The organism is Hyphomonas sp. (assembly GCF_046313975.1).
GTDB lineage: Bacteria > Pseudomonadota > Alphaproteobacteria > Caulobacterales > Hyphomonadaceae > Hyphomonas.
This window is the reverse complement of the sequence record NZ_JBKBXB010000011.1, coordinates 1-19,505: the sequence shown is the minus strand read 5'-3', so window position 1 is coordinate 19,505 and position 19,505 is coordinate 1. Positions and strand designations below refer to the sequence as shown.

The 19,505-nt window shown below is 62.4% G+C and carries 16 protein-coding genes; 10 read left to right on the top strand and 6 right to left on the bottom strand.

All coding sequences use genetic code 11. The annotated features are described in order from the left end of the window. Positions 1-23 precede the first annotated feature (23 nt). Positions 24-3,302: a carbamoyl-phosphate synthase large subunit gene (gene carB / locus ACK4TE_RS05905; RefSeq protein WP_409910562.1), complete on the bottom strand. Its 3,279-nt coding sequence runs from the start codon at positions 3,300-3,302 to the stop codon at positions 24-26. 155 nt (positions 3,303-3,457) lie between these two features. Here carB and ACK4TE_RS05900 point away from each other — a divergent pair, with 155 nt between their 5' ends. The 3 genes from ACK4TE_RS05900 (at position 3,458) to ACK4TE_RS05890 (ending at position 6,474) form a co-directional block, all read left to right on the top strand. Continuing rightward, positions 3,458-3,922 carry a hypothetical protein gene (locus ACK4TE_RS05900; protein ID WP_409910561.1) on the top strand — a complete coding sequence of 155 codons (465 nt, stop codon included), beginning with the start codon at positions 3,458-3,460 and terminating at the stop codon, positions 3,920-3,922. 73 nt (positions 3,923-3,995) lie between these two features. Further along, entirely contained in the window at positions 3,996-5,201 is a 1,206-nt protein-coding gene (locus ACK4TE_RS05895; protein WP_409910560.1) for a hypothetical protein, read from the top strand. 28 nt (positions 5,202-5,229) lie between these two features. Then, the gene (locus tag ACK4TE_RS05890; RefSeq protein ID WP_409910559.1) at positions 5,230-6,474 is read left to right on the top strand and encodes a hypothetical protein; all 1,245 of its coding nucleotides are present in this window, start codon (positions 5,230-5,232) and stop codon (positions 6,472-6,474) included. Here ACK4TE_RS05890 and ACK4TE_RS05885 read toward each other — a convergent pair. Both ACK4TE_RS05885 and ACK4TE_RS05880 read right to left on the bottom strand, forming a co-directional pair. Beyond that, a complete protein-coding gene (locus tag ACK4TE_RS05885) occupies positions 6,471-8,042 on the bottom strand; it encodes a TadE/TadG family type IV pilus assembly protein (RefSeq protein WP_409910558.1) in 1,572 nt (523 codons plus the stop codon). The two genes, ACK4TE_RS05890 and ACK4TE_RS05885, sit on opposite strands and share 4 nt — an antisense overlap. A 151-nt stretch (positions 8,043-8,193) precedes the next feature. Further along, the gene (locus tag ACK4TE_RS05880; protein WP_409910557.1) at positions 8,194-8,928 is read right to left on the bottom strand and encodes an MBL fold metallo-hydrolase; all 735 of its coding nucleotides are present in this window, start codon (positions 8,926-8,928) and stop codon (positions 8,194-8,196) included. Between the two features lie 108 nt (positions 8,929-9,036). Here ACK4TE_RS05880 and ACK4TE_RS05875 point away from each other — a divergent pair, with 108 nt between their 5' ends. Then, positions 9,037-10,008, top strand: a complete 972-nt coding sequence (locus ACK4TE_RS05875; protein ID WP_409910556.1) for a M48 family metallopeptidase — start codon at positions 9,037-9,039, stop codon at positions 10,006-10,008. A 358-nt stretch (positions 10,009-10,366) separates the two neighbouring features. Continuing rightward, positions 10,367-10,981 carry a TetR/AcrR family transcriptional regulator gene (locus tag ACK4TE_RS05870; protein WP_409910555.1) on the top strand — a complete coding sequence of 205 codons (615 nt, stop codon included), beginning with the start codon at positions 10,367-10,369 and terminating at the stop codon, positions 10,979-10,981. On the opposite strand, the gene ACK4TE_RS05865 is transcribed toward ACK4TE_RS05870, so the two are convergent. Together ACK4TE_RS05865 and carA are read right to left on the bottom strand one after the other, a co-directional pair. After that, positions 10,954-11,628, bottom strand: a complete 675-nt coding sequence (locus ACK4TE_RS05865; protein WP_409910554.1) for an SOS response-associated peptidase — start codon at positions 11,626-11,628, stop codon at positions 10,954-10,956. The two genes, ACK4TE_RS05870 and ACK4TE_RS05865, sit on opposite strands and share 28 nt — an antisense overlap. 22 nt (positions 11,629-11,650) lie before the next feature. Beyond that, entirely contained in the window at positions 11,651-12,808 is a 1,158-nt protein-coding gene (gene carA / locus ACK4TE_RS05860; RefSeq protein ID WP_409910614.1) for a glutamine-hydrolyzing carbamoyl-phosphate synthase small subunit, read from the bottom strand. A 160-nt stretch (positions 12,809-12,968) separates the two neighbouring features. Here carA and ACK4TE_RS05855 point away from each other — a divergent pair, with 160 nt between their 5' ends. The 5 genes from ACK4TE_RS05855 to ACK4TE_RS05835 all read left to right on the top strand — a co-directional run bounded on the left by ACK4TE_RS05855 (position 12,969) and on the right by ACK4TE_RS05835 (position 18,914). Continuing rightward, positions 12,969-13,466 carry a GatB/YqeY domain-containing protein gene (locus ACK4TE_RS05855; RefSeq protein ID WP_409910553.1) on the top strand — a complete coding sequence of 166 codons (498 nt, stop codon included), beginning with the start codon at positions 12,969-12,971 and terminating at the stop codon, positions 13,464-13,466. Positions 13,467-13,606: 140 nt separating this feature from the next. Next, the gene (locus ACK4TE_RS05850; protein ID WP_409910552.1) at positions 13,607-14,338 is read left to right on the top strand and encodes a PRC-barrel domain-containing protein; all 732 of its coding nucleotides are present in this window, start codon (positions 13,607-13,609) and stop codon (positions 14,336-14,338) included. Positions 14,339-14,450: 112 nt separating this feature from the next. Continuing rightward, positions 14,451-16,316: a DNA primase gene (dnaG, locus tag ACK4TE_RS05845; protein WP_409910551.1), complete on the top strand. Its 1,866-nt coding sequence runs from the start codon at positions 14,451-14,453 to the stop codon at positions 16,314-16,316. Between the two features lie 71 nt (positions 16,317-16,387). Then, positions 16,388-18,391: an RNA polymerase sigma factor RpoD gene (rpoD, locus tag ACK4TE_RS05840; protein ID WP_409910550.1), complete on the top strand. Its 2,004-nt coding sequence runs from the start codon at positions 16,388-16,390 to the stop codon at positions 18,389-18,391. A 130-nt stretch (positions 18,392-18,521) separates the two neighbouring features. Further along, on the top strand, positions 18,522-18,914 hold the full coding sequence (locus ACK4TE_RS05835) for a VOC family protein (RefSeq protein WP_409910549.1): 393 nt from the start codon (positions 18,522-18,524) through the stop codon (positions 18,912-18,914). 207 nt (positions 18,915-19,121) lie between these two features. On the opposite strand, the gene ACK4TE_RS05830 is transcribed toward ACK4TE_RS05835, so the two are convergent. Continuing rightward, positions 19,122-19,505 (bottom strand): hypothetical protein (locus tag ACK4TE_RS05830; RefSeq protein ID WP_409910548.1); only part of this gene is annotated, 384 nt, incomplete at its 5' end.

The following is a 19,505-nucleotide window of genomic DNA, read 5'->3' as shown; positions in this document are numbered from 1 at the left end:
CAAACGCGTCAAGTGGGGCAGGCTCAGGCGCTTTGCAAGGCGCGGACGGAGATTTCCTGTGTTTTCTGGCTGGCGATGGCCTGAACAGAGGCGATCGAAGCCGAGAGGGTTGTGAAATAAGGGATTTTTCTCGCAACGGCCGTCCGGCGGATCGAGGCAGAGTCGGCAAGCGAGGCGGCGCCTTCGGTCGTATTGAACACCAGCTGGACATCGCCGTTAATCATTGCGTCGACAATGTGCGGCTGGCCGTCGAGTACCTTGTTCACCCGCTTAACTGGGATGCCAGAGGCCTCCAGATGGGTCGCTGTGCCACTGGTGGCGAGGATGGAGAAGCCCATCTCGACAAGATTGCGGGCGGCTTCCACGGCACCGGGCTTGTCGCTGTCGCGGACAGAAATGAACACTGTGCCCTCGGTTGGCAGGCGGATGCCGCCGCCGAGCTGGCTCTTCAGGAAGGCCATGCCGAAATCATCGTCCCAGCCCATGACCTCGCCCGTGGAGCGCATCTCGGGGCCGAGTTGCGGGTCAACACCCGGGAAGCGCGCGAAGGGGAAAACCGCTTCCTTGATGGCGATGCGGCGTGGATTGGCATGGCGCAGGTCAAAGTCCGTCAGCGGCCGGCCGGCCATGACCTTCGCCGCGATGGCCGCGATCGGCGCACCGACAGCCTTGGCCACGAACGGCACGGTCCGGGACGCGCGCGGGTTGGCTTCGAGAACGTAGATCTCCTCGCCCTTCACCGCGAACTGGATATTGATCAGCCCCCGGACATTCAGCGCGCGGGCAATTGCAATGGTCTGCTTGGCGAGGCGGCCCTGAAGGGCAGGCGACAGGGTGAAGGGTGGCAGGGCGCACGCCGAGTCGCCCGAGTGTACACCCGCCTCCTCGATATGCTCCATGATGCCCGCGACATGCACATCATGCCCGTCGCAGATCGCATCCACGTCCACTTCGATGGCGTCGGCGAGGTAGCGGTCGATGAACAGCGACGCGTCGCCCGAAACCTGCAGCGCTTCGGCGGCGAACTTGCGCAGGTCTTCATCATTGCGGGCGATTTCCATCGCGCGGCCACCCAGCACGAAAGACGGGCGCAGCATGACCGGGTAACCGATCTCGTTGGCCTTCACTTCCGCTTCCTCAACGCTGCGCGCGGTGCGTGACGGGGCCTGCTGGATGTTCAACTCGTCGAGCAGGCGGGCAAACTGTTCGCGGTCTTCGGCCAGATCGATCGACTCCGGCGATGTGCCCAGGATCGGAACCTTCTCCTTGTTCAGCGGCGCCGCGAGTTTCAGCGGCGTCTGCCCCCCGAACTGCACGATCAGGCCGAGCAGCTCGCCAGCCGATTGTTCCTTGTGGATGATCTCGAGCACATGCTCCGTCGTCAGCGGCTCGAAATAGAGGCGGTCAGACGTATCATAGTCCGTGGACACCGTTTCCGGGTTGCAGTTGACCATGATCGACTCGATACCAAGGTCTTCCATCGCGAAGGCCGCGTGGCAGCAGCAATAGTCGAACTCGATGCCCTGGCCGATACGGTTCGGGCCGCCGCCAAGGATCATCGCCTTCTGGCGGGTCGAGGGCAGGGCTTCACACTGCGGAACGGATTTGCCGAAGGGGGCATGCTCATAGGTCGAATAAAGGTACGGCGTCTTCGCCGCGAACTCGGCTGCACAAGTGTCGATGCGCTTGTAGACCGGCCGTACGCCAAGCGAGTGGCGATAACCGCGGATCCACCCCTCGGTATGGCTGGTCAGTTCAGCGAGACGCTTGTCGGAAAACCCTTTGGCTTTCAGCTCCGTCATTCCGGCGGCCGATCTCGGCAGGCCTTCCAACTTTATCCGGCCCTCTGTGCGGACGAGGTCTTCGATCTGACGCAGGAACCATGGATCGAATGACGTGACCGCATTCACTTCTTCAACGCTGACCCCAAATCGGAAGGCCTGAGCGATGACGCGCAGCCTGTCAGGCGACTGGATGCCCAGCGCCTGGCGCAGCTGATCAAGACTGTCGAAGGCCATCTCGTCGAGGCCGGACAGGCCTGTCTCCAGAGAGCAGAGCGCCTTCTGCAGACTCTCCTGGAAGCTTCGGCCGATGGCCATCGCTTCGCCGACGGATTTCATCGCCGTGGTCAGCACAGGTTCGGCGCCTTTGTACTTTTCGAATGCAAAGCGCGGGATCTTTGTGACGACGTAATCAATCGTCGGCTCGAACGAGGCGGGCGTCACGCCCGTGATGTCATTGTCGAGTTCGTCGAGCGTATAGCCGACAGCGAGTTTCGCCGCGACCTTGGCAATCGGGAAACCCGTGGCCTTGGAGGCAAGCGCCGAGGAGCGCGACACGCGCGGGTTCATCTCAATGACGACGAGGCGGCCGTCTTTCGGGTTCACCGCAAACTGCACGTTCGAGCCGCCGGTCTCCACGCCGATTTCGCGCAGCACCGCAATCGAGGCGTTGCGCATCACCTGATATTCTTTGTCCGTAAGTGTCAGCGCCGGGGCCACCGTGATCGAGTCGCCGGTATGCACGCCCATCGGATCAATGTTCTCGATGGAACAGATGATGATGCAGTTGTCCGCCTTGTCGCGGACGACCTCCATCTCGAATTCCTTCCAGCCGAGCAGGCTCTCGTCGACGAGGATCTGTGCATTCGGCGAAGCCGCGAGGCCCGAGCGGCAGATCTCTTCATATTGTTCGACATTGTAGGCAATGCCGCCGCCGGTGCCGCCGAGGGTGAAGGCCGGACGGATAATGGCCGGCAGGCCGACTGTCTCCAGCGCGTCCATCGCCATCTTAAGACCCGTCAGCCGGTCATAGGATTTGATCTTGCCTTTCTCGTCCCGGATTTCGGGCGAGGCGATGATCGCGGCGCGCGGGTTTTCGAGGCCGATCCGGTCCATCGCTTCGCGGAACAGCTTGCGATCTTCCGCCATCTCGATGGCTTCGGCCTTCGCGCCAATCAGTTCGACGCCGTATTTCTCAAGGATACCGGCATGATGCATGTCGAGCGCGCAATTGAGCGCGGTTTGGCCACCCATGGTGGGCAGCAGCGCGTCGGGCTTCTCGATCGCGATGATCTTCTCGACGATTTCCGGCAGGATCGGTTCGATGTAGGTCGCGTCCGCCAGCTCCGGGTCGGTCATGATCGTCGCCGGATTGGAGTTCACCAGGATCACCCGGTATCCCTCGGCCTTCAGCGCCTTGACCGCCTGTACCCCCGAATAATCGAACTCGCAGGCCTGGCCGATGATGATCGGGCCAGCGCCGATAACGAGGATGGAGGAGATATCTGTGCGCTTCGGCATGGGGGATCTCCTGAGTGTGGGGGCAAACGGCTGCCCGATAGCAGGGAGTCGGGCAGAGGGGCAAGGCGCCATGGTGCGACAACTGCGGCTGGATCAGCCTGCCCGAATCCTGTTCCTGTGCAGAATGCGCCGAATCCGGCGTAGGGGAGACAATCATGAAACGTAAACTTGCCGCCGCGCTGGCCCTGCTGCCGGCCCTGTTCCTGCCAGCCTGTGTCGTGATCAGCGACGATGGGCCCGCGCCTGCTGCGGCGGTCAAGGAAATCCGCCAGGTCGAGATCATCAAGGAAGTGAAGGCGGCCCCGTCGACCACGCTGTTCATCCTCTACACAATGAAGGAAGGCGTCACGCCCGAGCAGTTCGAGGCGTGGGTCCGCACGACGGACCAGCCGGCCATGCGTTCGCTCGCCCGGGTGCAGGATTTCCGCACCTACCGGGCAGAGCGCCTCCTGATGGGCGAGGGCGCGCCCGGCATTGCCTATATTGAGGCTTTCGCGATCCCGGACCTCGACGGTTTCGTCGCCGAGGACATGGGCGGGGAGACCGTGCAATCGGTCATGGGCCAGTTCATGGGCTTCGCCGAGGCGCCGCAGTTCATCATCGTCTCGGAAGTGAACTGAGCCGGTCGCTGAAATTCAGGGTGGCCGGGCAGGCGAATTCCTGCAAATTTTCCTTCCGGAACGGGAGGGACGCATGAAACTGCCCCTGAGACTGGCGGCGATGGCTTTTCTGTCGGGCGCTGTCCTTGCGCCTGCCGCGCTCGCGGATGATTGTGACACGAAAGTTGTGCCTGCCGCGCTCGACCTGGTGATGGAGCAGCCGGCTACGGGTGAGCAGTTCGGGCAGTTCGTCGGCGAGATGAATGGCTATGTCGCCGCCTGCCCGGAAAACCCATGGGTCAACTTCATGGGCGCCGAACTTGACCTTCGGGCCTACAGGACTTTCACCGCCAGCAATGGCGGCGTCCCGAACCAGCAGGCGACCAGCTATCTCGTGCGCGCCTTCCAACGGATTGGCGCGTATCAGAGCACGTCCGATGAAAACACCAAGGACCTCTACCTGGTCCGGACGCCGAAGAACAATACCGGCAATCTGACCTACAGCGCCGTATCGGAGGTCAGGAAGGGCACGATCCATGGCCTCATGCAGATCGCCCGCATGGGCACGATGCACCCCTATCTTTCAGGCACGGACGTCGGGCCGTGCAAAGGCTGGTTGATCCCCGACGCGCAGACGGTCGCATATGCCATCGAGTCGAAGGCTGATCTCATATTCCTGCCCTTCGTCGATGCCGCCGCCGCCGCCTGCTACGATCCGGGCAGCACCGCCAACCGCCTGCCGATGGCCATGAAGGCCTATGTCTACCTGCGCCTCGTCCAGAAGGAACTTGTCACCGACCCTGAAGACATCCGGACAAAGCTGCGGATCGCCAAGGAGGCCGAGCAGGCCTATCTCGGCGGACGCAAGCACGATTTCTTTTTCACGGAGTTCAACGGGCGCGACCTGGACAAACTGATGCGCCAGCACGCGGTCAGCTACGGCGACCAGCCGAAACTCGTGCCGCGCCAGCTCTGGTTCACACCGGAACATATCAGCAGCCCGGACACCATCTACACCATCGCCCTGCTCCTGTCTGACAAATGGTCCTTGATGGCCGCCGGAAAGACCGGCGATTCCGCAGAAGTCGTCACTGCCATGCGGATCGCCTTCAACCAGCACATCACCGCGCTGCGCGCCGAAGGAGATCAGGCCGGCCTCAAACAGGAGACGCACAAGACCCTCCGCGCGGCGATTGATGCCTTCCAGAGCGGCGAGGTGCGCACGCCGGAAATGCAGGACGTGCCCGGCATGCCGGACTGGCAATATACATTGCTGATGACAGTGCTGCCGGTCGAGTAACCGGCCGGTGCAGAATGGGAGATGACAGATGAAGCAATTTGTCCGGACAACAACATTATCGGCATTGCTCGGCTTGTTGTTCGCGGCAGCGCCTGCGTTTGCCACGCCTTTCAACTGCGACTCCAACCGCATCGTCAAAACCGCCCGTGAGTTTCAGCTGTCTCTGCAATCCAGCGTGACGGATGACGCGTTCGCCGGACATCTCGCGGAAATCAGCATGGATGCCCAGCGGTGTCCCGATTTAGGTTGGGTACGGATAATCGCGGCAGGCGCAGAACTCAGAGCTGCAAAGCGCATGGAAGTAGCTGAAGGTTCGAAAGCAGGAATCACGACCGCTGCGTTCAGCCATGTCGAACGCGCCGCGGACCACATCCTTGCGGCCCAGAGGGATATTCCCGAGACCCTTCAGTATGGAGGTTTTCATCTCCGGTATGACGATTGGTATTCCATCGTAAAAGACGGTGTTGATGCTCTCACCCGATATGCAGAAGCGGGTCAGGTTAATCCACTGGTTTCCGATAGCCCTCCACCCATCACCTGCAACACAGTGACGGCTGCAATGGCAACCGGCGCGGCCACTTACCAGACGATATCACGCCCTTCTTCTCTGAAATTGCTAGATACGGTCGCCGGCGCCTGCCGTTCATCGCCAGACCCGCTCGACTGGAGCGTCCTCGCGCAGCGCGCCAAGGCGATCATGCGGCAGATCGAAGGTGGTAAAATTACAGGACAGTCTGAAACACGGACGCGTCTGGGAGACGCGCTGGACGATGTGGCGCAATACCTTGCCGGACGTAGCCCGCATTTTGCGCTTTGGAGTGCAAGTGATCAGGACAAGCTCGACAAGCTGGTCGCTGAACATGGCAGCCGGGCGCGGATTTTCAGTGCCGACGGCGTAGCGGAGGTTCCGCGAGAGGAGTGGTTCACAGCCGGAAATGTGGGTACGGATGATGTCATCTATTCCATTGCCCTGGAATTCAGCCGAAACTGGTCACCTCTCGCAGCAGGCATCAACAATCCCCCTGTCGAGGAAAAAGCGCCAGCTCTGTCAGCTTTCATGACTCTGGTGCGCACAATCACGAGCGAGGCGGACAAGGCGGGTCAGGGAATAGCCGGGCGAGAGACTATCCATGAAGCGCTTGCGCAGTTCCAGGACGGCTCGGTTCGCACACCCGAGACCGCAGACCTGCCCGGGGCGCCAAAGTGGATGTATGATTCACTTCGCAATACGCTGACAAGCCGGATCGCCGAGTTGCAGGGCAAGTCACCCTAGCGGATCAGGCGCGCCTCACGCGCGGGCTGGATCGTCATCGGCACTTCGGTGCGCTCCGGATCGAACTGGATGCGAAGTGCGCCCTTGTTGCTGAGTTCGATCGAATAAGCGACCAGCTGCAGCAATGGCGAAGCCTGGTCGGCGGCTCCCTTGCCAGTGATGGAGAACAGCTGACGCGGAAAGTAGACCGTACCGATCAGAGACACCGTGCCGGAGCCTGTCAGGCGCGACCGTTCGGGGCGAACCTTGGTCAGTTTCGCGTCCCGGTTTTCGGCAATCGAGAACCCGGCCGTCTCGCCCTCAGTGGGAGCCGTCAGGTTGAGCCGCGCCTGGTCGAGCACCGAGAAGGTCGCATGGTCCCCGTGCAGGACGATGGTGACCCCTTCGCCGGTCAGCGTTGCCCGGCGCCGGACGATCAGCGGCGCATTGACGATGTGATAGATGCCGGGCTTCAGCCTGACATGGCCGGTCATGATGTCGAGGCCCGCATAGGTGCCGGGCGAGAGCGTCAGATTGGGAGTGCTCACGTAGCTGTCCTTGCCGAAGACTGTCTCCGGAACATTGTCGACAACACCAAGTATCTGCGCGACTTCCAGCACATGAAGTCCCGCCCCTGCACCGCGGTTAAACACCCCGTTCTTGTCGATCTGGTAGGCAGAGTTTCTGCCGCCCACAGCGCCGGCAACCATATTGATGGATGTCAGAAGAGACTGAACCTGCGCATCCGAAAGAACACTGCCAGAGGCCATGGCATCCATCAGCGTCTTCGTGCTGGTTTTCATCCCGGAAATGCTGAGCACTTGCGCCAGCTGGGCGGCGAGGGCCGAAACGTTCCGGCCTTTGTTCTTGTTGGAGGAGGGGAAAGGCGCGGGGTCAATGGTACCTGTCGCCGGAGCACTCCAGTCGGCGAGCGGGTCCGGAATGGGTTCGCATTTCTCGTGCGGACGGGGCGAGACCCTTGCAGAAGACACAAATGCATTGCCGGACGCACAGAAGTACTTGGTCTTCGCCTCGCCGCCCTTGAACTCCATGGACCGTGAACCGGTAGAATTGGTCCAGACGATGCAGTTCTCTGCGGTCAGGTTCGCTTCGCCCGATGTGCTGAGACCGGTGGACGACCCCTGCAGGCCTAGCACGCAAAGCGGAAAGCCCCAGGTGGCGGACGCAGCCGCCTGACGCTCGATCTCGATGTTTGCATTGCGGCCCGCAATCTGTGCGGCCGGATTGGCAGGCGTGAATTTCAGGGCAACTTCAATCTCGGTTGTCTGGCCGTACGCATCTTCCGTGACGGCGCCGACCTCCAGAAGGGCGAGACTGAAATTGGCGTTCGCCCGGGCAGCTGCTTCGGCAGCGCTTTTTGCAGATTTTATCCGGTCCTCAGCGCGCGGGGATGTGGCATTGAGGAATGCTGTCGCTCCGGAGAGGGCCGACTCGTCAGCGGCAGCCTGCAGGTTGTTGGCGGCCCGGCTGTCGAAGCTGAGCGCAATCGCGGCGCCGGCGAGTGTGACGATGGCCAGAATCGTGATTGCGAAGATCGGCATCACCGAACCTCGCGCATCACGAATCATGTCCGACACCTGGTTCACTGCTACAGCCCTAGATTATCCCATCCGGGAATGTATCAGAAGTTCAATTCGCGGTGCTCAACACAGACGATAAAGTCAGTGAACTGATCTAAATATCCTGTTAACCATTGGCGGGCGTTTGCGCCCGGCCGTCTCAGGTCCAGCGTTTCGACAGCCGCTGGCTGATCGTATCCGCTTCTCGCGTTTCCGCGCCGCCATAGCCGGTCACTTCGTCGGCGACGAACGGATTGTCGATCCGCTCCTGCCCGAACGTGGAGAGCGGTCCGTGGCCGGGCACGAAGCGCATATGGTCACCCAGCGGCCAGAGTTTGCCGGTGATCGAGTCGATCAGCTGCTGATGGTTGCCGCGCGGAAAGTCCGTGCGCCCGATGGAGCCGCGAAACAGCACATCGCCGACAAAGGCCATCGCGCCTTCCTGGCTGTAGATCACCACATGGCCCGGCGTATGGCCGGGGCAGTGGGCGACGCCGAACGTGTTGCCGGCAAGGTCCAGCACATCGCCGTCATTCAGGTAGCGGTCGGGCGTCACGTTCTTTCCGTCGGTGATACCATAGCGCGCGCCGGTGGCTTCCACTTCGTCGAGCAGCCACTGGTCGTCCTCATGCGGCCCGATGATCGGGCAACCGGTGCGCTCCTTGATCGCAGTTGCCGCGCCGACATGGTCGAGATGGCCATGCGTCAGCCAGACGGCGACGATCTTCACACCGAAATGCTCCGCCGCGCCGAGCAGCTTGTCGACCTCGCCGCCCGGATCGACAAACACGCCTTCCTTTGTCTCTGACGACCAGATCATAGACGTGTTCTGCTGCAGCGGCGTCACCGGAATGATCCGGATCTCGAGTTTCGGGGCAGGGGTCTGTTCGCTCATGCTCTTCAAATAGCGGCGCAGGAGCAGAACGCAAACCATGCAGACGCTTTCCCTTGGAGCAGGGCTCGGTTAAAAATCAATCCAAGCACAGCTTCCGGAGCGCCCAGCATGTCCGATGAAAAGCCCTTCATTCGCGAGAATGGCCTGGGAGACATTATCGGCGGTCGTTTCGGCATCGTCATTGTCGCCCTCATCGGCATCTTCCTCTACTGGCAGATGAACCAGCAGGACGTGCCCTTCGCGCCCGGCAAGAAGCAGCTGAACACGCTCTCGGTCGAGCAGGAGATCCAGCTGGGCGAGCAATCCTACCTGCAGATTCTCCAGCAGGAACACGGGCAGGGCAACACCGTGCTGTGCGCAGACGAGGCGAGTTGCACCGGCGATGCCCGGGAACTGACGCAGACCGTACGCGAGATCGGCGCGCGACTGGAGAAAGCAGCGCTGGAGCTGGAAAACGACTACCGCATCCAAGGCTACAGGATGCCCGGCGTGGTCGAGAAATTTAACTGGACCTACTATGTCGTCCAGTCCGACACGCCCAACGCCTTCTGCCTGCCGGGTGGCTATGTCGCCGTCTATACCGGCATCCTCGACATCACCGGCAACTATGATGGCCGCGTCACGCTGGATGACATTGCCGACGTCAACAAGCTGGCCGTCGTCATGGGCCATGAGATCGGCCACGCGCTCGCCCATCACGGCGCGGCGCGGATGAGCACGCAGCAGATGCTCCAGGTCGGCCAGATGGCGGTCGCGGTCGGCCTCGGCGACATGAGCGCCGGCCAGCAGCAGATGGTCATGCAGGCTTTCGGCGTCGCCGCGCAGGGCGGCTTCCTTGCCTTCTCCCGCGAGCATGAAACGCAGGCTGACAAGATCGGCCTCGATCTCCTGGTGCGCGCCTGTTACGACCCGCGAGAGGCGCCGGAACTGTGGGAGCGGATGGGCGAGATTGGCGGCGGCCAACGCCCGCCCGAATGGATGAGCACTCACCCAGGCTCCGACACCCGTGCCGAGAATTTCCGCAAGTGGATGCCGGATGCCATTGCCGAGTATGAACGCCGCTGCGGGCCGCTGCGCTGACGGTCAAAACGGAAACGGCCCCCGCCTTGAGAGCGAGGGCCGCCAAGGGCCATTCCCCAGAATTGGGGGGAAGCGTCTCCCCCCACCCTTCGGAGTGTGTTTTAACTTTGTGGACCTGAACGGCCTGCAACGCGCTGTTCAGCGCGAGGCCGGGATGCCGCCCGCGCCGGCGGGCCAAAAAAAGCAGGCCGCCTTTGGGGCAGCCTGCCTGAAAGTGGCGTGCAGTCCGGCCCCGCAACGGGGTCCCACCCAGCCTGCAATCCGAGTGTGAGAGCCAAAAGGCTGATGTCCCTGCAAAAAGAAGCAGTTACAGTTTTTTCATACCACTGGTATCATAGGGTCTCAAGGGACCAAAAGCATGGTCAAACGCACTTCGGAACAGGCTGCTGAAACCCGCGAAGCCGTCCTCCGCGCGGCCCGCCAGCACTTTGCCGAAGACGGCTATTCCGCCACCAGCCTGAACGCCATCGCCGCCACGGCGGGGGTCAGCAAGGGGGCCCTGTTCCACCATTTCGACTCCAAGGAAGACCTCTTCCTGACCCTGTGGCGGGACCTGCAGCTGGAAATGGATGTCGAGGCCCGGGCCGCAGCCCTTGCCGCGCGCGACAGGAATGACCCCTTTGCCGCATTCCTTGCCGGAAGCCGCGTGTATCTCGATTGGGCCTCGAGGTCTGAATACCAGCGCATTGTCCTCGTCGATGGTCCCTCCGTGCTCGGCCCGGCGCGCTGGCACGAACTGGAGTTTGATCTCGGCAAGCGCACGCTTGTTCCGGGTACGGAATTCATGGCCTCGAAGGGGATGATCCCGGCGCACCTTACCGTTCCGGCCGCCCTGATGCTGCAGGCCTCCCTCAACGCCGCCGCTTACGCCCTCTCGCAAGGCAAGCTCGATGTCAGCCGCGAGCAGTATATGGAAACCTTCGAACGCATCCTGCGCGGAATGGGTCAGACTTCTTCCAGAAGTTCCGGATAGTTGTTGCGCACACTGCCCACCGCATTGCCGATGGCCCAGGCCATCATGTCCTCGTTGGGGAAGGGCTCGAACAGCGGCGCCGGATCGCCCTTCGAAGGATCGAGCCACCAGCCATAATTCTCCTGCGACAGGATCACCGGCATCCGGTCATGGATGCCGGCGGTAAAGTCGTTGGGTTTCGTCGTCAGTATCGTGAACGTCTGAATTTCAGAGCCATCAATATGCGCAACATCCCACAGGCCGGCTAGGCAGAAGAGGCGACGGTTCCTCAGCCGGAAGGCAAAGGGTGTCTTCGTCTTTCCGTATCCGGACCATTCGTAATAGCCCGAGACCGGAACAAGGCAGCGCTTGTGACGAAAGGCGCCGCGGAATACTGGCTTCTCATGCACGGTTTCCGCCTGGGCATTGAATGAGGTGAATTTCTTCTCAGATAGCGGCTTCGTCCACCAGGATGGGATGAGCCCCCACTGCATCGGCGCCAGTTCGCGCGCCCGCCCGTCCAGTGTCAGGCGTATGACAGGTTGCATTTGTGTCGGCGCCGCATTGTATGTGCCCGGCGGGGCCTCGACTCCTGCGATCTCATGAGTGCCCAGCGAGGCAGCATATTCTTCCCAGTTGAAGGCTTCGCGGAAGAAGCGGCCACACATACCTCAACTCACTTACGGGGCGTCATTTTCCGCGATGCGTACGCATCAGTCCGGCAAAGCGTTCGAACAGGTAGAAGCTGTCCTGCGGGCCGGGAGAGGCTTCCGGGTGGTGCTGCACCGAGATGATCGGCTTGCCTTCCACGGCAAGGCCGGAATTCGTGCCATCAAACAGCGAGCGGTGGCTTTCCGAAACGCCGGCCGGCAGCGTGTCCACGTCCACCGTGAAACCATGGTTCATCGACACGATCTCGACCTTGCCGGTGACAAGGTCCTTCACCGGATGGTTCGCGCCATGATGACCCTGCGCCATCTTTTTCGTCTTCGCGCCGAGCGCGAGCGCGAGCATCTGGTGGCCGAGGCAGATGCCGAGGATCGGAATACCGGAAGCAATCAGCGTACGGATCATATCGCCGCAGCGGAGGTAGGTTGCCGCAGGGTCGCCCGGCCCGTTGGACAGCACAACACCGTCGGGCTTCAACGCGAGGATCTGTTCTGCCGTTGCATCGCCGTTCAGCACCGTCGCGCGCGCGCCCACATTGGCGAGGTTGCGCAGGATGTTCTTCTTCACGCCAAAATCGACAACAACCGCATGGAACTCCGCATTGCCCATCGGCACATGGCCCTTGCCGGGCATCCACAGGCCTTCGCTGTGCTCGAACGGCGCCTCCTGCACGACATCGGCGGCAAGGTCCGCGTCATCGAGTCCTGGCCAGGCCTGCGCGGCGGCGACAAGATTATTGAAATCGATCTTACCGCCTGGCTGGTGGCAGATGGCGGCCTTGGGCATGCCCAGCTCGCGGATGCGCCGGGTGAGGGCGCGGGTGTCGATTCCGGACAGGCCGATAATCCCCTTACGGGCGAGCCAGGCGCCGAAGTCTTCCGCCGCGCGCCAGTTCGAAGGCGGCGTGATCGGCTCGCGGAAGACCGCGCCGCGAGCTGCATTTGCTGCAGGCGGGGTGGATTCCTCATGGTCTTCGGGGTTGGCGCCGACATTCCCTATATGGGGGAAAGTGAACAGGATGATCTGCTGGGCGTAGGAGGGGTCGGTCAGGATTTCCTGATAGCCGGTGATCGCCGTGTTGAAGCAAAGCTCCCCGGTTTTCACCCCCGCCGCACCCGCGCCGAAGCCCGCAAACACGGTGCCATCTGCAAGGGCAAGGGCGCCGGTGGCTGAGTCCATATCTTGATTCTTGCTCATGGACCGCTTACCTCACCGGGCTGGATTTAGGTTGACTCGGTATTAACCGGTCTGGCTAAAACTTGGCCGCTTATTGGGGCTGAGTCTCTGCACCGTCAAGCAACAGAAGGCGGATGCAGGCGTGGAAAGGCATAGGACGGCGATGGGCCGCGAAGATGTGTCAGCGTGTATGGGTCTGAGGGCCCGCATTCTACAGGCATTGAAGGACGATTCCGCCGCGGCTGGCGATGAGTGCCGGCGCGCGACCCTGCGCCTGATCGAGTGTGCCATCCGCGACCGCGATGTTTGCGCGCGCGGCCGTGGCCAGGGGGCTGGCTGTCCGGACGAGGATGTCCGCAATGTTCTCGAAACGCTGGTTGCCCAGCGCGAGGAATCGGCCCGCGAGCATGATGACGAAGGCCGCATCGAGGACGCCATCCGCGAGCGCGAGGAAATCGACATCATCCGCTCCTTCCTGCCCAAACCGCTGTCCGGCAAGGCACTGGAGATTGCGGTGAAGCAGGTCGTCGAGGATCTCGGCGCGAAGAAACTGGCGGATCTGGGACGCGCTGTGACAGCACTGAAAGAACGTTATCCGGGGCTTATCGAGCCGGTCAGCGCCGGAAAAGCGGTCCGCGCAGTCCTGACGAAGGCTCCTTAATCTCATTCACAAACTGGCGTGGCTTCAACGGTTTTGACCGTAGTGCCTTGTTTTTGCCCTGAGTCTGGACCCATCTTAACGGGGAGACCCGCGCCTCTCGTGGTAGGCTTTGCCCACACTACCAACGAAAGGAATGTCCCATGAAACCCCTTCTTGCTTCGGCTGGTGTGATCGCCCTCATGGTGTCGGCGGCTGCCTGTGACTCTCCGGAACGTCTCACCTACGAAACGCCCGTCGAAATGGCCGGAACCACGATAACCGAGGAAGCCGAAGCCGCCGCAGCGCAGGCCCAGGAGACCCGTCAGTCCTTCCAGCTCGCCTCGGGCGAAGTGGAAGCCTCCGACCTGATCGGCGCCTCCATTCACAATGCGGCTGGCGAACAGATCGCCACCGTTTCGGACATCTGGCTCGCGGCCGGCGGCGGCGCGCCGATGATCGTAGTCCGCGAAGGCGGTGTCGCCGGCGTTGGCGGAGAGCTGCATACGGTGGCGTTCACCGATGCAAGCATCGCGCCCGACCCGGATACTGTGGGCGACGAGCCAAAAGTGATCGTCCAGTACACCGGCGAAACTATCAAGACCTTGCCGAAGTTCGAGCAGGCCGCAGCGGATGATTACCGCCTCGCCTCGGAAGTCATGGGCACAACGGCCGCGCTCGCTGGCACTGGCGAAGCAGCCCGGATCAATGACCTGATCCTGACGCCCACCGGCGAAGCGCGCTTCGCCGTCATCACGCCGGACCTCGTCAGCATGAACCAGGTCGTCGTCGATGCCCGGGCCCTGACACTGGCCGAAGGAGATGCGGACGGCTCGCTGATCCTGGACCTGACCGCGGAGGATATTGCGGTGGCTCCTGAGTACCCCGTGGAGTAACTGCGCCCTCATCCTGCGCCGGGGCCCTGCCATCTGGCGGGGCCCCTTCGTTTTGGGGATCAAATGATTTGCTGCGTTTCCCCGGAGACGGGAACGCAGTAGACTGCTCCAAATGTCCCAGAGCGTCCGCATTCCCGAAGGCTTCGTCGAGGAGCTGAAGGCCCGTATCCGGCCTTCGGACGTGATCGGGCGCAAGGTGAAACTGACCAAGAAGGGAAAGGAATGGGTCGGCCTCTCCCCCTTCACCAACGAAAAGACGCCCAGCTTCTACGTCAACGACCAGAAGCGCATCTTCAAATGCTTCTCCTCCGGCATGGGCGGGGATGTCATCAACTTCATCATGGAGACCGAGCGCCTGTCCTTCATGGAGGCGGTCGAGAAACTGGCCGAAGAAGCCGGAATGCAGCTGCCAAAGGCAAGCCCGCAGGCGGCTGAGGCCTATGACCATCGCAAACGCCTCGTCGCGGCCTGCGAAGCCGCTGCCCGCTGGTTCGAGGACCGGCTGCGCGCGACCGAAGGCTCGGCAGCGCGGACCTATCTCGAAGGGCGCGGCCTCGACGCTGCCGCCTGGAGCCGCCACCGGCTCGGCTACGCGCCGGACGACTGGCGCCGCACCCGCGCCCATCTGAACGCCGAAGGCTTCACGGACGCCGAACTGGTCGAAGTCGGCCTCATCAAGGAGAGCGACAAGGGCGGCGAGCCTTTTGACTTTTTCCGCGGCCGCGTGATGTTCCCGATCACCGATGTGCGCGGCGCCGTCATCGCCTTCGGCGGCAGGGGGCTCACGCCGGATGCCAAGCCGAAATACCTGAACTCGGGCGATACCGAGCTGTTCCACAAATCTACGGTTCTCTACCGCTACAAGGCCGCCCGAGAGGCGCTGGGCCACGGCGAAGGCGGCGGGCTGATCGTCTGCGAAGGCTATATGGATGCCATCGCCCTCACCGAAGCCGGCTTCGGCCATGCGGTTGCCCCACTCGGCACCGCGCTGACCGAGGAACAGCTGCAGCTGATCTGGAAAGCCGGGCCTGAGCCCGTGATGTGCTTTGACGGCGACCGCGCCGGCCTGGGCGCCGCCTACCGCGCTCTGGACCGGGCCTTGCCGTTTGTGGAGCCGGGCCGGTCGGTATTCTTCGTGCTGCTGCCCGACGGGATGGACCCCGACGACCTGATCCGCGCCCGGGGCGCGATGGCGATGCGGGAGGAGTTGGAGAAGCGCCTGCCGCTGTCCGAACTTCTGTGGCGGCGTGAGCGTGATGCCGAGCCGCTGGACACGCCGGAACGCCAGGCCGGCCTCGAAGCCCGGCTGATGGCCGCCTGCGGCCAGATCCGCCATGGCGGCGTGAAGGCGGCATATGAGCGCGATCTGAAGTCCCGCCTGCGCGACTATCTCTGGCAGCTGCGCGACGCAAAACGCAGCACCAGCTACAGGAAAGGCCGGCCCGGATCGGGACAGACTCCCCTCGAAGGCGAACCCGCCCAGGCCGAACTGAAGAAGGGCCCGCCCGCCAAGGTTCGCGGCCTCGGCGTCCTGATCCGCGCCATCGACAGCCCGTTCCTTCTGGCCATCGGGGCGGAAACCCTCGCCGCCTGCGCGCTGGCGGACGAGGATGTGGCCCGTATCCGCGATCTGCTTCTCGACCTGGCAAATGCCGGAAAGCCTATTGACCGGGCCCGGATGACCGCCCATTTACAGCAAACTGGGTACATGCGTGCTGCCAGCTTGCTCAAACAATATCCCGCAACGCCTCAGATAGCGGCCGATGGGCCCGAGGCTCGGGAGTGGCTGATTGCCGTCGAGCAGTATGTGGCAGCCGGGCGTCCCGGCCAGGAAAACCCCGGCTCTGGCATGGATGATGCTGGCGGGGGAGCCTCGGCGTCGCCTTCAGGGTGGCGGCGCAGGCACCAAATGGTCGCGGAGCGACGAGCCCTCAGGGCTCGCATGAACGAGGCATCAGGCAAACGCGGCGACAGCTGAGCGGCTAGGGCGATTGGCAACGGGCGACGGGCGGCCACAGGCAGCCCCCTTCGTCAGGGAGAGACTTGAATATGGCGACAGCCACCAAGAAGAAAAAGAACACCGCCGGTGACGGTGAGGGTGAAGAAGACAAGGAAAATGAAGGCGGTCTTGTCGATTTTAACGCGACAGACGTCAAAAAGGTCCTGAAGCGCGCCCAGAAGCGCGGCTTCATCACCCATGACGAAATCAACCAGCTTCTCCCTGATTCCGACATGAGCTCGGACCAGATCGAGGACGTGATGTCCCAGATCTCCGAGATGGGCATCGCGGTCGTTGAGTCCGAGGAAGAAGCCGAGGAGCAGGGCAAGGCCCTGACCAAGCTCGAGGACAAGAAAGTTCTCGCCAAGAAAGGCAACGCCCGCGGCAGCGACCGCACCGACGACCCCGTGCGCATGTACCTGCGCGAGATGGGCGCGGTGGAGCTGCTTTCCCGCGAAGGCGAGATTGCCATCGCCAAGCGGATCGAAGCCGGCCGCGACGCGATGATCCGTGGTCTGTGCGAAAGCCCGCTGACCTTCGAAGCCATGATGGTGTGGCGCGACGAGCTGATGAACGAGCGCATCCTGCTGCGCGACCTCATCGACCTTGAAGCGACCTATGGCGCGGAAAACCCGCCGCCGGAACCGAAGGTGATCGAGGAGAAGGCGCCCGAACCTCCGCCGCCGGTGAAGGGCAAGAAGCGCCAGAGCCAGGAAGAGATCGACGAGGTTGAAGCCGAGCGCCTGCGCCAGCAGCAGCAGGAAGAGGAAGAAGAAGACGACGCGGCCGCGATGTCGATGTCGGCGATGGAAGCCGAGCTGCGCGAAGGCGTGCTCGCCAAGCTCGACGAGATTGCTGACAGCTTCGGCCGTTTCCGCAAGCTGCAGGATCGTCTTGTCACCCGGCGCCTCGAAGGCAAGGACCTGACGCCGAAAGCGCAGCACGAGTATGACGACCTGTCGCTGCTGATCGTGGAAAACCTGAAGACGATCCACATCAACAATGCCCGGATCGAGGCGCTGGTCGAACAGCTCTATGCCATCAACAAGAAGCTGATGGGCCTTGAGGGGAAGCTGATGCGTCTGGCCGACGCGCATGCCGTGCCGCGCAAGGAATTCCTCGAGAACTATATCGGTTGCGAGCTTGAGCCGAACTGGGCCGAGCGCGTGCGCGCGATTTCGCCGAAATGGAAACGCCTGATCGATGGCAAGGGCGAGGAGATCGAATCCGTCCGTGCAGAGATCACCGAGATTGCAACCGAGATCGGTATCCCGATCGACGACTTCCGCCGTATCGTGCAGACCGTGCAGAAGGGCGAGCGCGAAGCGCGCATCGCAAAGAAGGAGATGGTGGAAGCCAACCTCCGCCTCGTGATCTCGATCGCGAAGAAATATACCAACCGCGGCCTGCAGTTCCTGGACCTGATCCAGGAGGGCAATATCGGCCTCATGAAAGCGGTCGACAAGTTCGAGTACCGCCGCGGTTACAAGTTCTCGACCTATGCCACCTGGTGGATCCGCCAGGCGATCACCCGCTCCATCGCGGACCAGGCCCGCACGATCCGTATCCCGGTGCACATGATCGAGACGATCAACAAGATCATCCGTACACAGCGCCAGATGCTGCACGAGATTGGCCGTGAGCCGACCCCGGAGGAACTCGCCGAGAAGCTGGGCCTGCCGCTCGAAAAGATCCGCAAGGTTCTGAAGATCGCCAAGGAGCCGATCTCGCTGGAAACCCCGATTGGCGACGACGAGGATTCAAACCTCGGCGACTTCATCGAGGACAAGATGGCGCTACTCCCCGTGGACGCGGCCATCCAGTCGAACCTGCGCGAGACAACCACCCGCGTCCTCGCCTCGCTCACGCCGCGTGAGGAACGTGTGCTCCGCATGCGCTTCGGCATCGGCATGAACACCGACCATACGCTCGAAGAGGTCGGCCAGCAATTCTCGGTCACCCGCGAACGTATTCGCCAGATCGAGGCGAAGGCGCTGAGGAAGCTGAAACATCCGAGCCGCAGCCGGAAGCTCAGAAGCTTCCTGGATACCTGATCCGGACACAGATGAAAGGGCGGCCCGAGGGCCGCCCTTTTTTTGACGAGGATCTGCCTTTCAGCAAGGGCTGACAAACGCCTTGCCGGCTGCAATAGATCGGGGCGAGCCAATCCGGAGAAGCTGATCCATGCGCCTCAACCAGGTCACCTTGCCTTGTACCGACTATGCCGCCAGCGTGTCCTGGTGGCAGCGGTTTGGCCTGAAACTGATCGTCGACTCCCCGCCGCGCTATGCGCGGTTCGAATGCCCGGCAGAGGACGGCGAGGAGCCGGCGACCCTGTCGATCCATCAGGTCGAGGCGATTGCGCCGGGTGAATGGCCGGCTGTGTATTTCGAGGTCAGTGACGTGTTCATCGAAGTCGGTGGGCGCTGCATGGCGGGCATCCATCCGCTCGGCGAACCGGAGCGCAAGGACTGGCGCTGGACCGAAGCCTGGTACCGCGACCCGGCGGGCAATGCGGTTTGTCTGTACACGGCCGGTCAGAACCGGCGCTTTCCGCCCTGGCGGGTTGAAGGCTGATTTCAGCACGATTGCCCGGGCGCGGGGAGTACCCGGCCGGTTTTACGACTCTGAGTTTTTCGTCTGCCGCACATACCTGCGAAAGCAGGTATCCAGTGAGGTCAGCGCCGCGCCCGGGGCTCTGGACCCCTGCCTTCGCAGGAGGCTGCGGAGAGGGGACGTTTGGGGCGCTGGGTCCCGGCGTTCGCCGGGATGAGCGGATGGAAGCTAGGACGTGTTGGGTGGGGTGAGGGCGCAGGCCCCCTCCGTCTCGCGGCTTTGCCGCGATCCACCTCCCCCGCTTCGCAGGGGAGGATGGGGACGAGGCCGCAGCGTTTCGCTTGTGGCGAACGCGAGGAGCTTCGTGGGCACGTTTGTGCTCCAGACCGGGTCATCCCAGCGGGGTTTCTCAAGTTCGTAGGGTTTCCAGGCTGTGGGGTCGGGTTTCTTCTGGCCGAGATAGGCGGGGTAGACGTAGCCCCAGCGGGTGGTGGCCAGGAGGAGGTTTTCGTAGCCGCTTGTGTCGTACCATCTGAAGAAGCGGTTGAGGCTCCACCAGAGGATGGGCCAGCATAAGGGGTGAACGTGCCGGAAGAGCGGCGCGAAGTTCGG

Coding starts and splice junctions, on each gene's coding strand:
- carA (WP_409910614.1), bottom strand. CDS start 12,808: ATGGACTCAGCCACCGGCGCCCTTGCCCTTGCAGATGGCACCGTGTTT.
- ACK4TE_RS05890 (WP_409910559.1), top strand. CDS start 5,230: ATGAAGCAATTTGTCCGGACAACAACATTATCGGCATTGCTCGGCTTG.
- ACK4TE_RS05835 (WP_409910549.1), top strand. CDS start 18,522: ATGCGCCTCAACCAGGTCACCTTGCCTTGTACCGACTATGCCGCCAGC.
- ACK4TE_RS05855 (WP_409910553.1), top strand. CDS start 12,969: ATGGGCCGCGAAGATGTGTCAGCGTGTATGGGTCTGAGGGCCCGCATT.
- dnaG (WP_409910551.1), top strand. CDS start 14,451: ATGTCCCAGAGCGTCCGCATTCCCGAAGGCTTCGTCGAGGAGCTGAAG.
- ACK4TE_RS05850 (WP_409910552.1), top strand. CDS start 13,607: ATGAAACCCCTTCTTGCTTCGGCTGGTGTGATCGCCCTCATGGTGTCG.
- ACK4TE_RS05900 (WP_409910561.1), top strand. CDS start 3,458: ATGAAACGTAAACTTGCCGCCGCGCTGGCCCTGCTGCCGGCCCTGTTC.
- ACK4TE_RS05880 (WP_409910557.1), bottom strand. CDS start 8,928: ATGAGCGAACAGACCCCTGCCCCGAAACTCGAGATCCGGATCATTCCG.
- carB (WP_409910562.1), bottom strand. CDS start 3,302: ATGCCGAAGCGCACAGATATCTCCTCCATCCTCGTTATCGGCGCTGGC.
- ACK4TE_RS05875 (WP_409910556.1), top strand. CDS start 9,037: ATGTCCGATGAAAAGCCCTTCATTCGCGAGAATGGCCTGGGAGACATT.
- rpoD (WP_409910550.1), top strand. CDS start 16,388: ATGGCGACAGCCACCAAGAAGAAAAAGAACACCGCCGGTGACGGTGAG.
- ACK4TE_RS05865 (WP_409910554.1), bottom strand. CDS start 11,628: ATGTGTGGCCGCTTCTTCCGCGAAGCCTTCAACTGGGAAGAATATGCT.
- ACK4TE_RS05895 (WP_409910560.1), top strand. CDS start 3,996: ATGAAACTGCCCCTGAGACTGGCGGCGATGGCTTTTCTGTCGGGCGCT.
- ACK4TE_RS05885 (WP_409910558.1), bottom strand. CDS start 8,042: ATGATTCGTGATGCGCGAGGTTCGGTGATGCCGATCTTCGCAATCACG.
- ACK4TE_RS05870 (WP_409910555.1), top strand. CDS start 10,367: ATGGTCAAACGCACTTCGGAACAGGCTGCTGAAACCCGCGAAGCCGTC.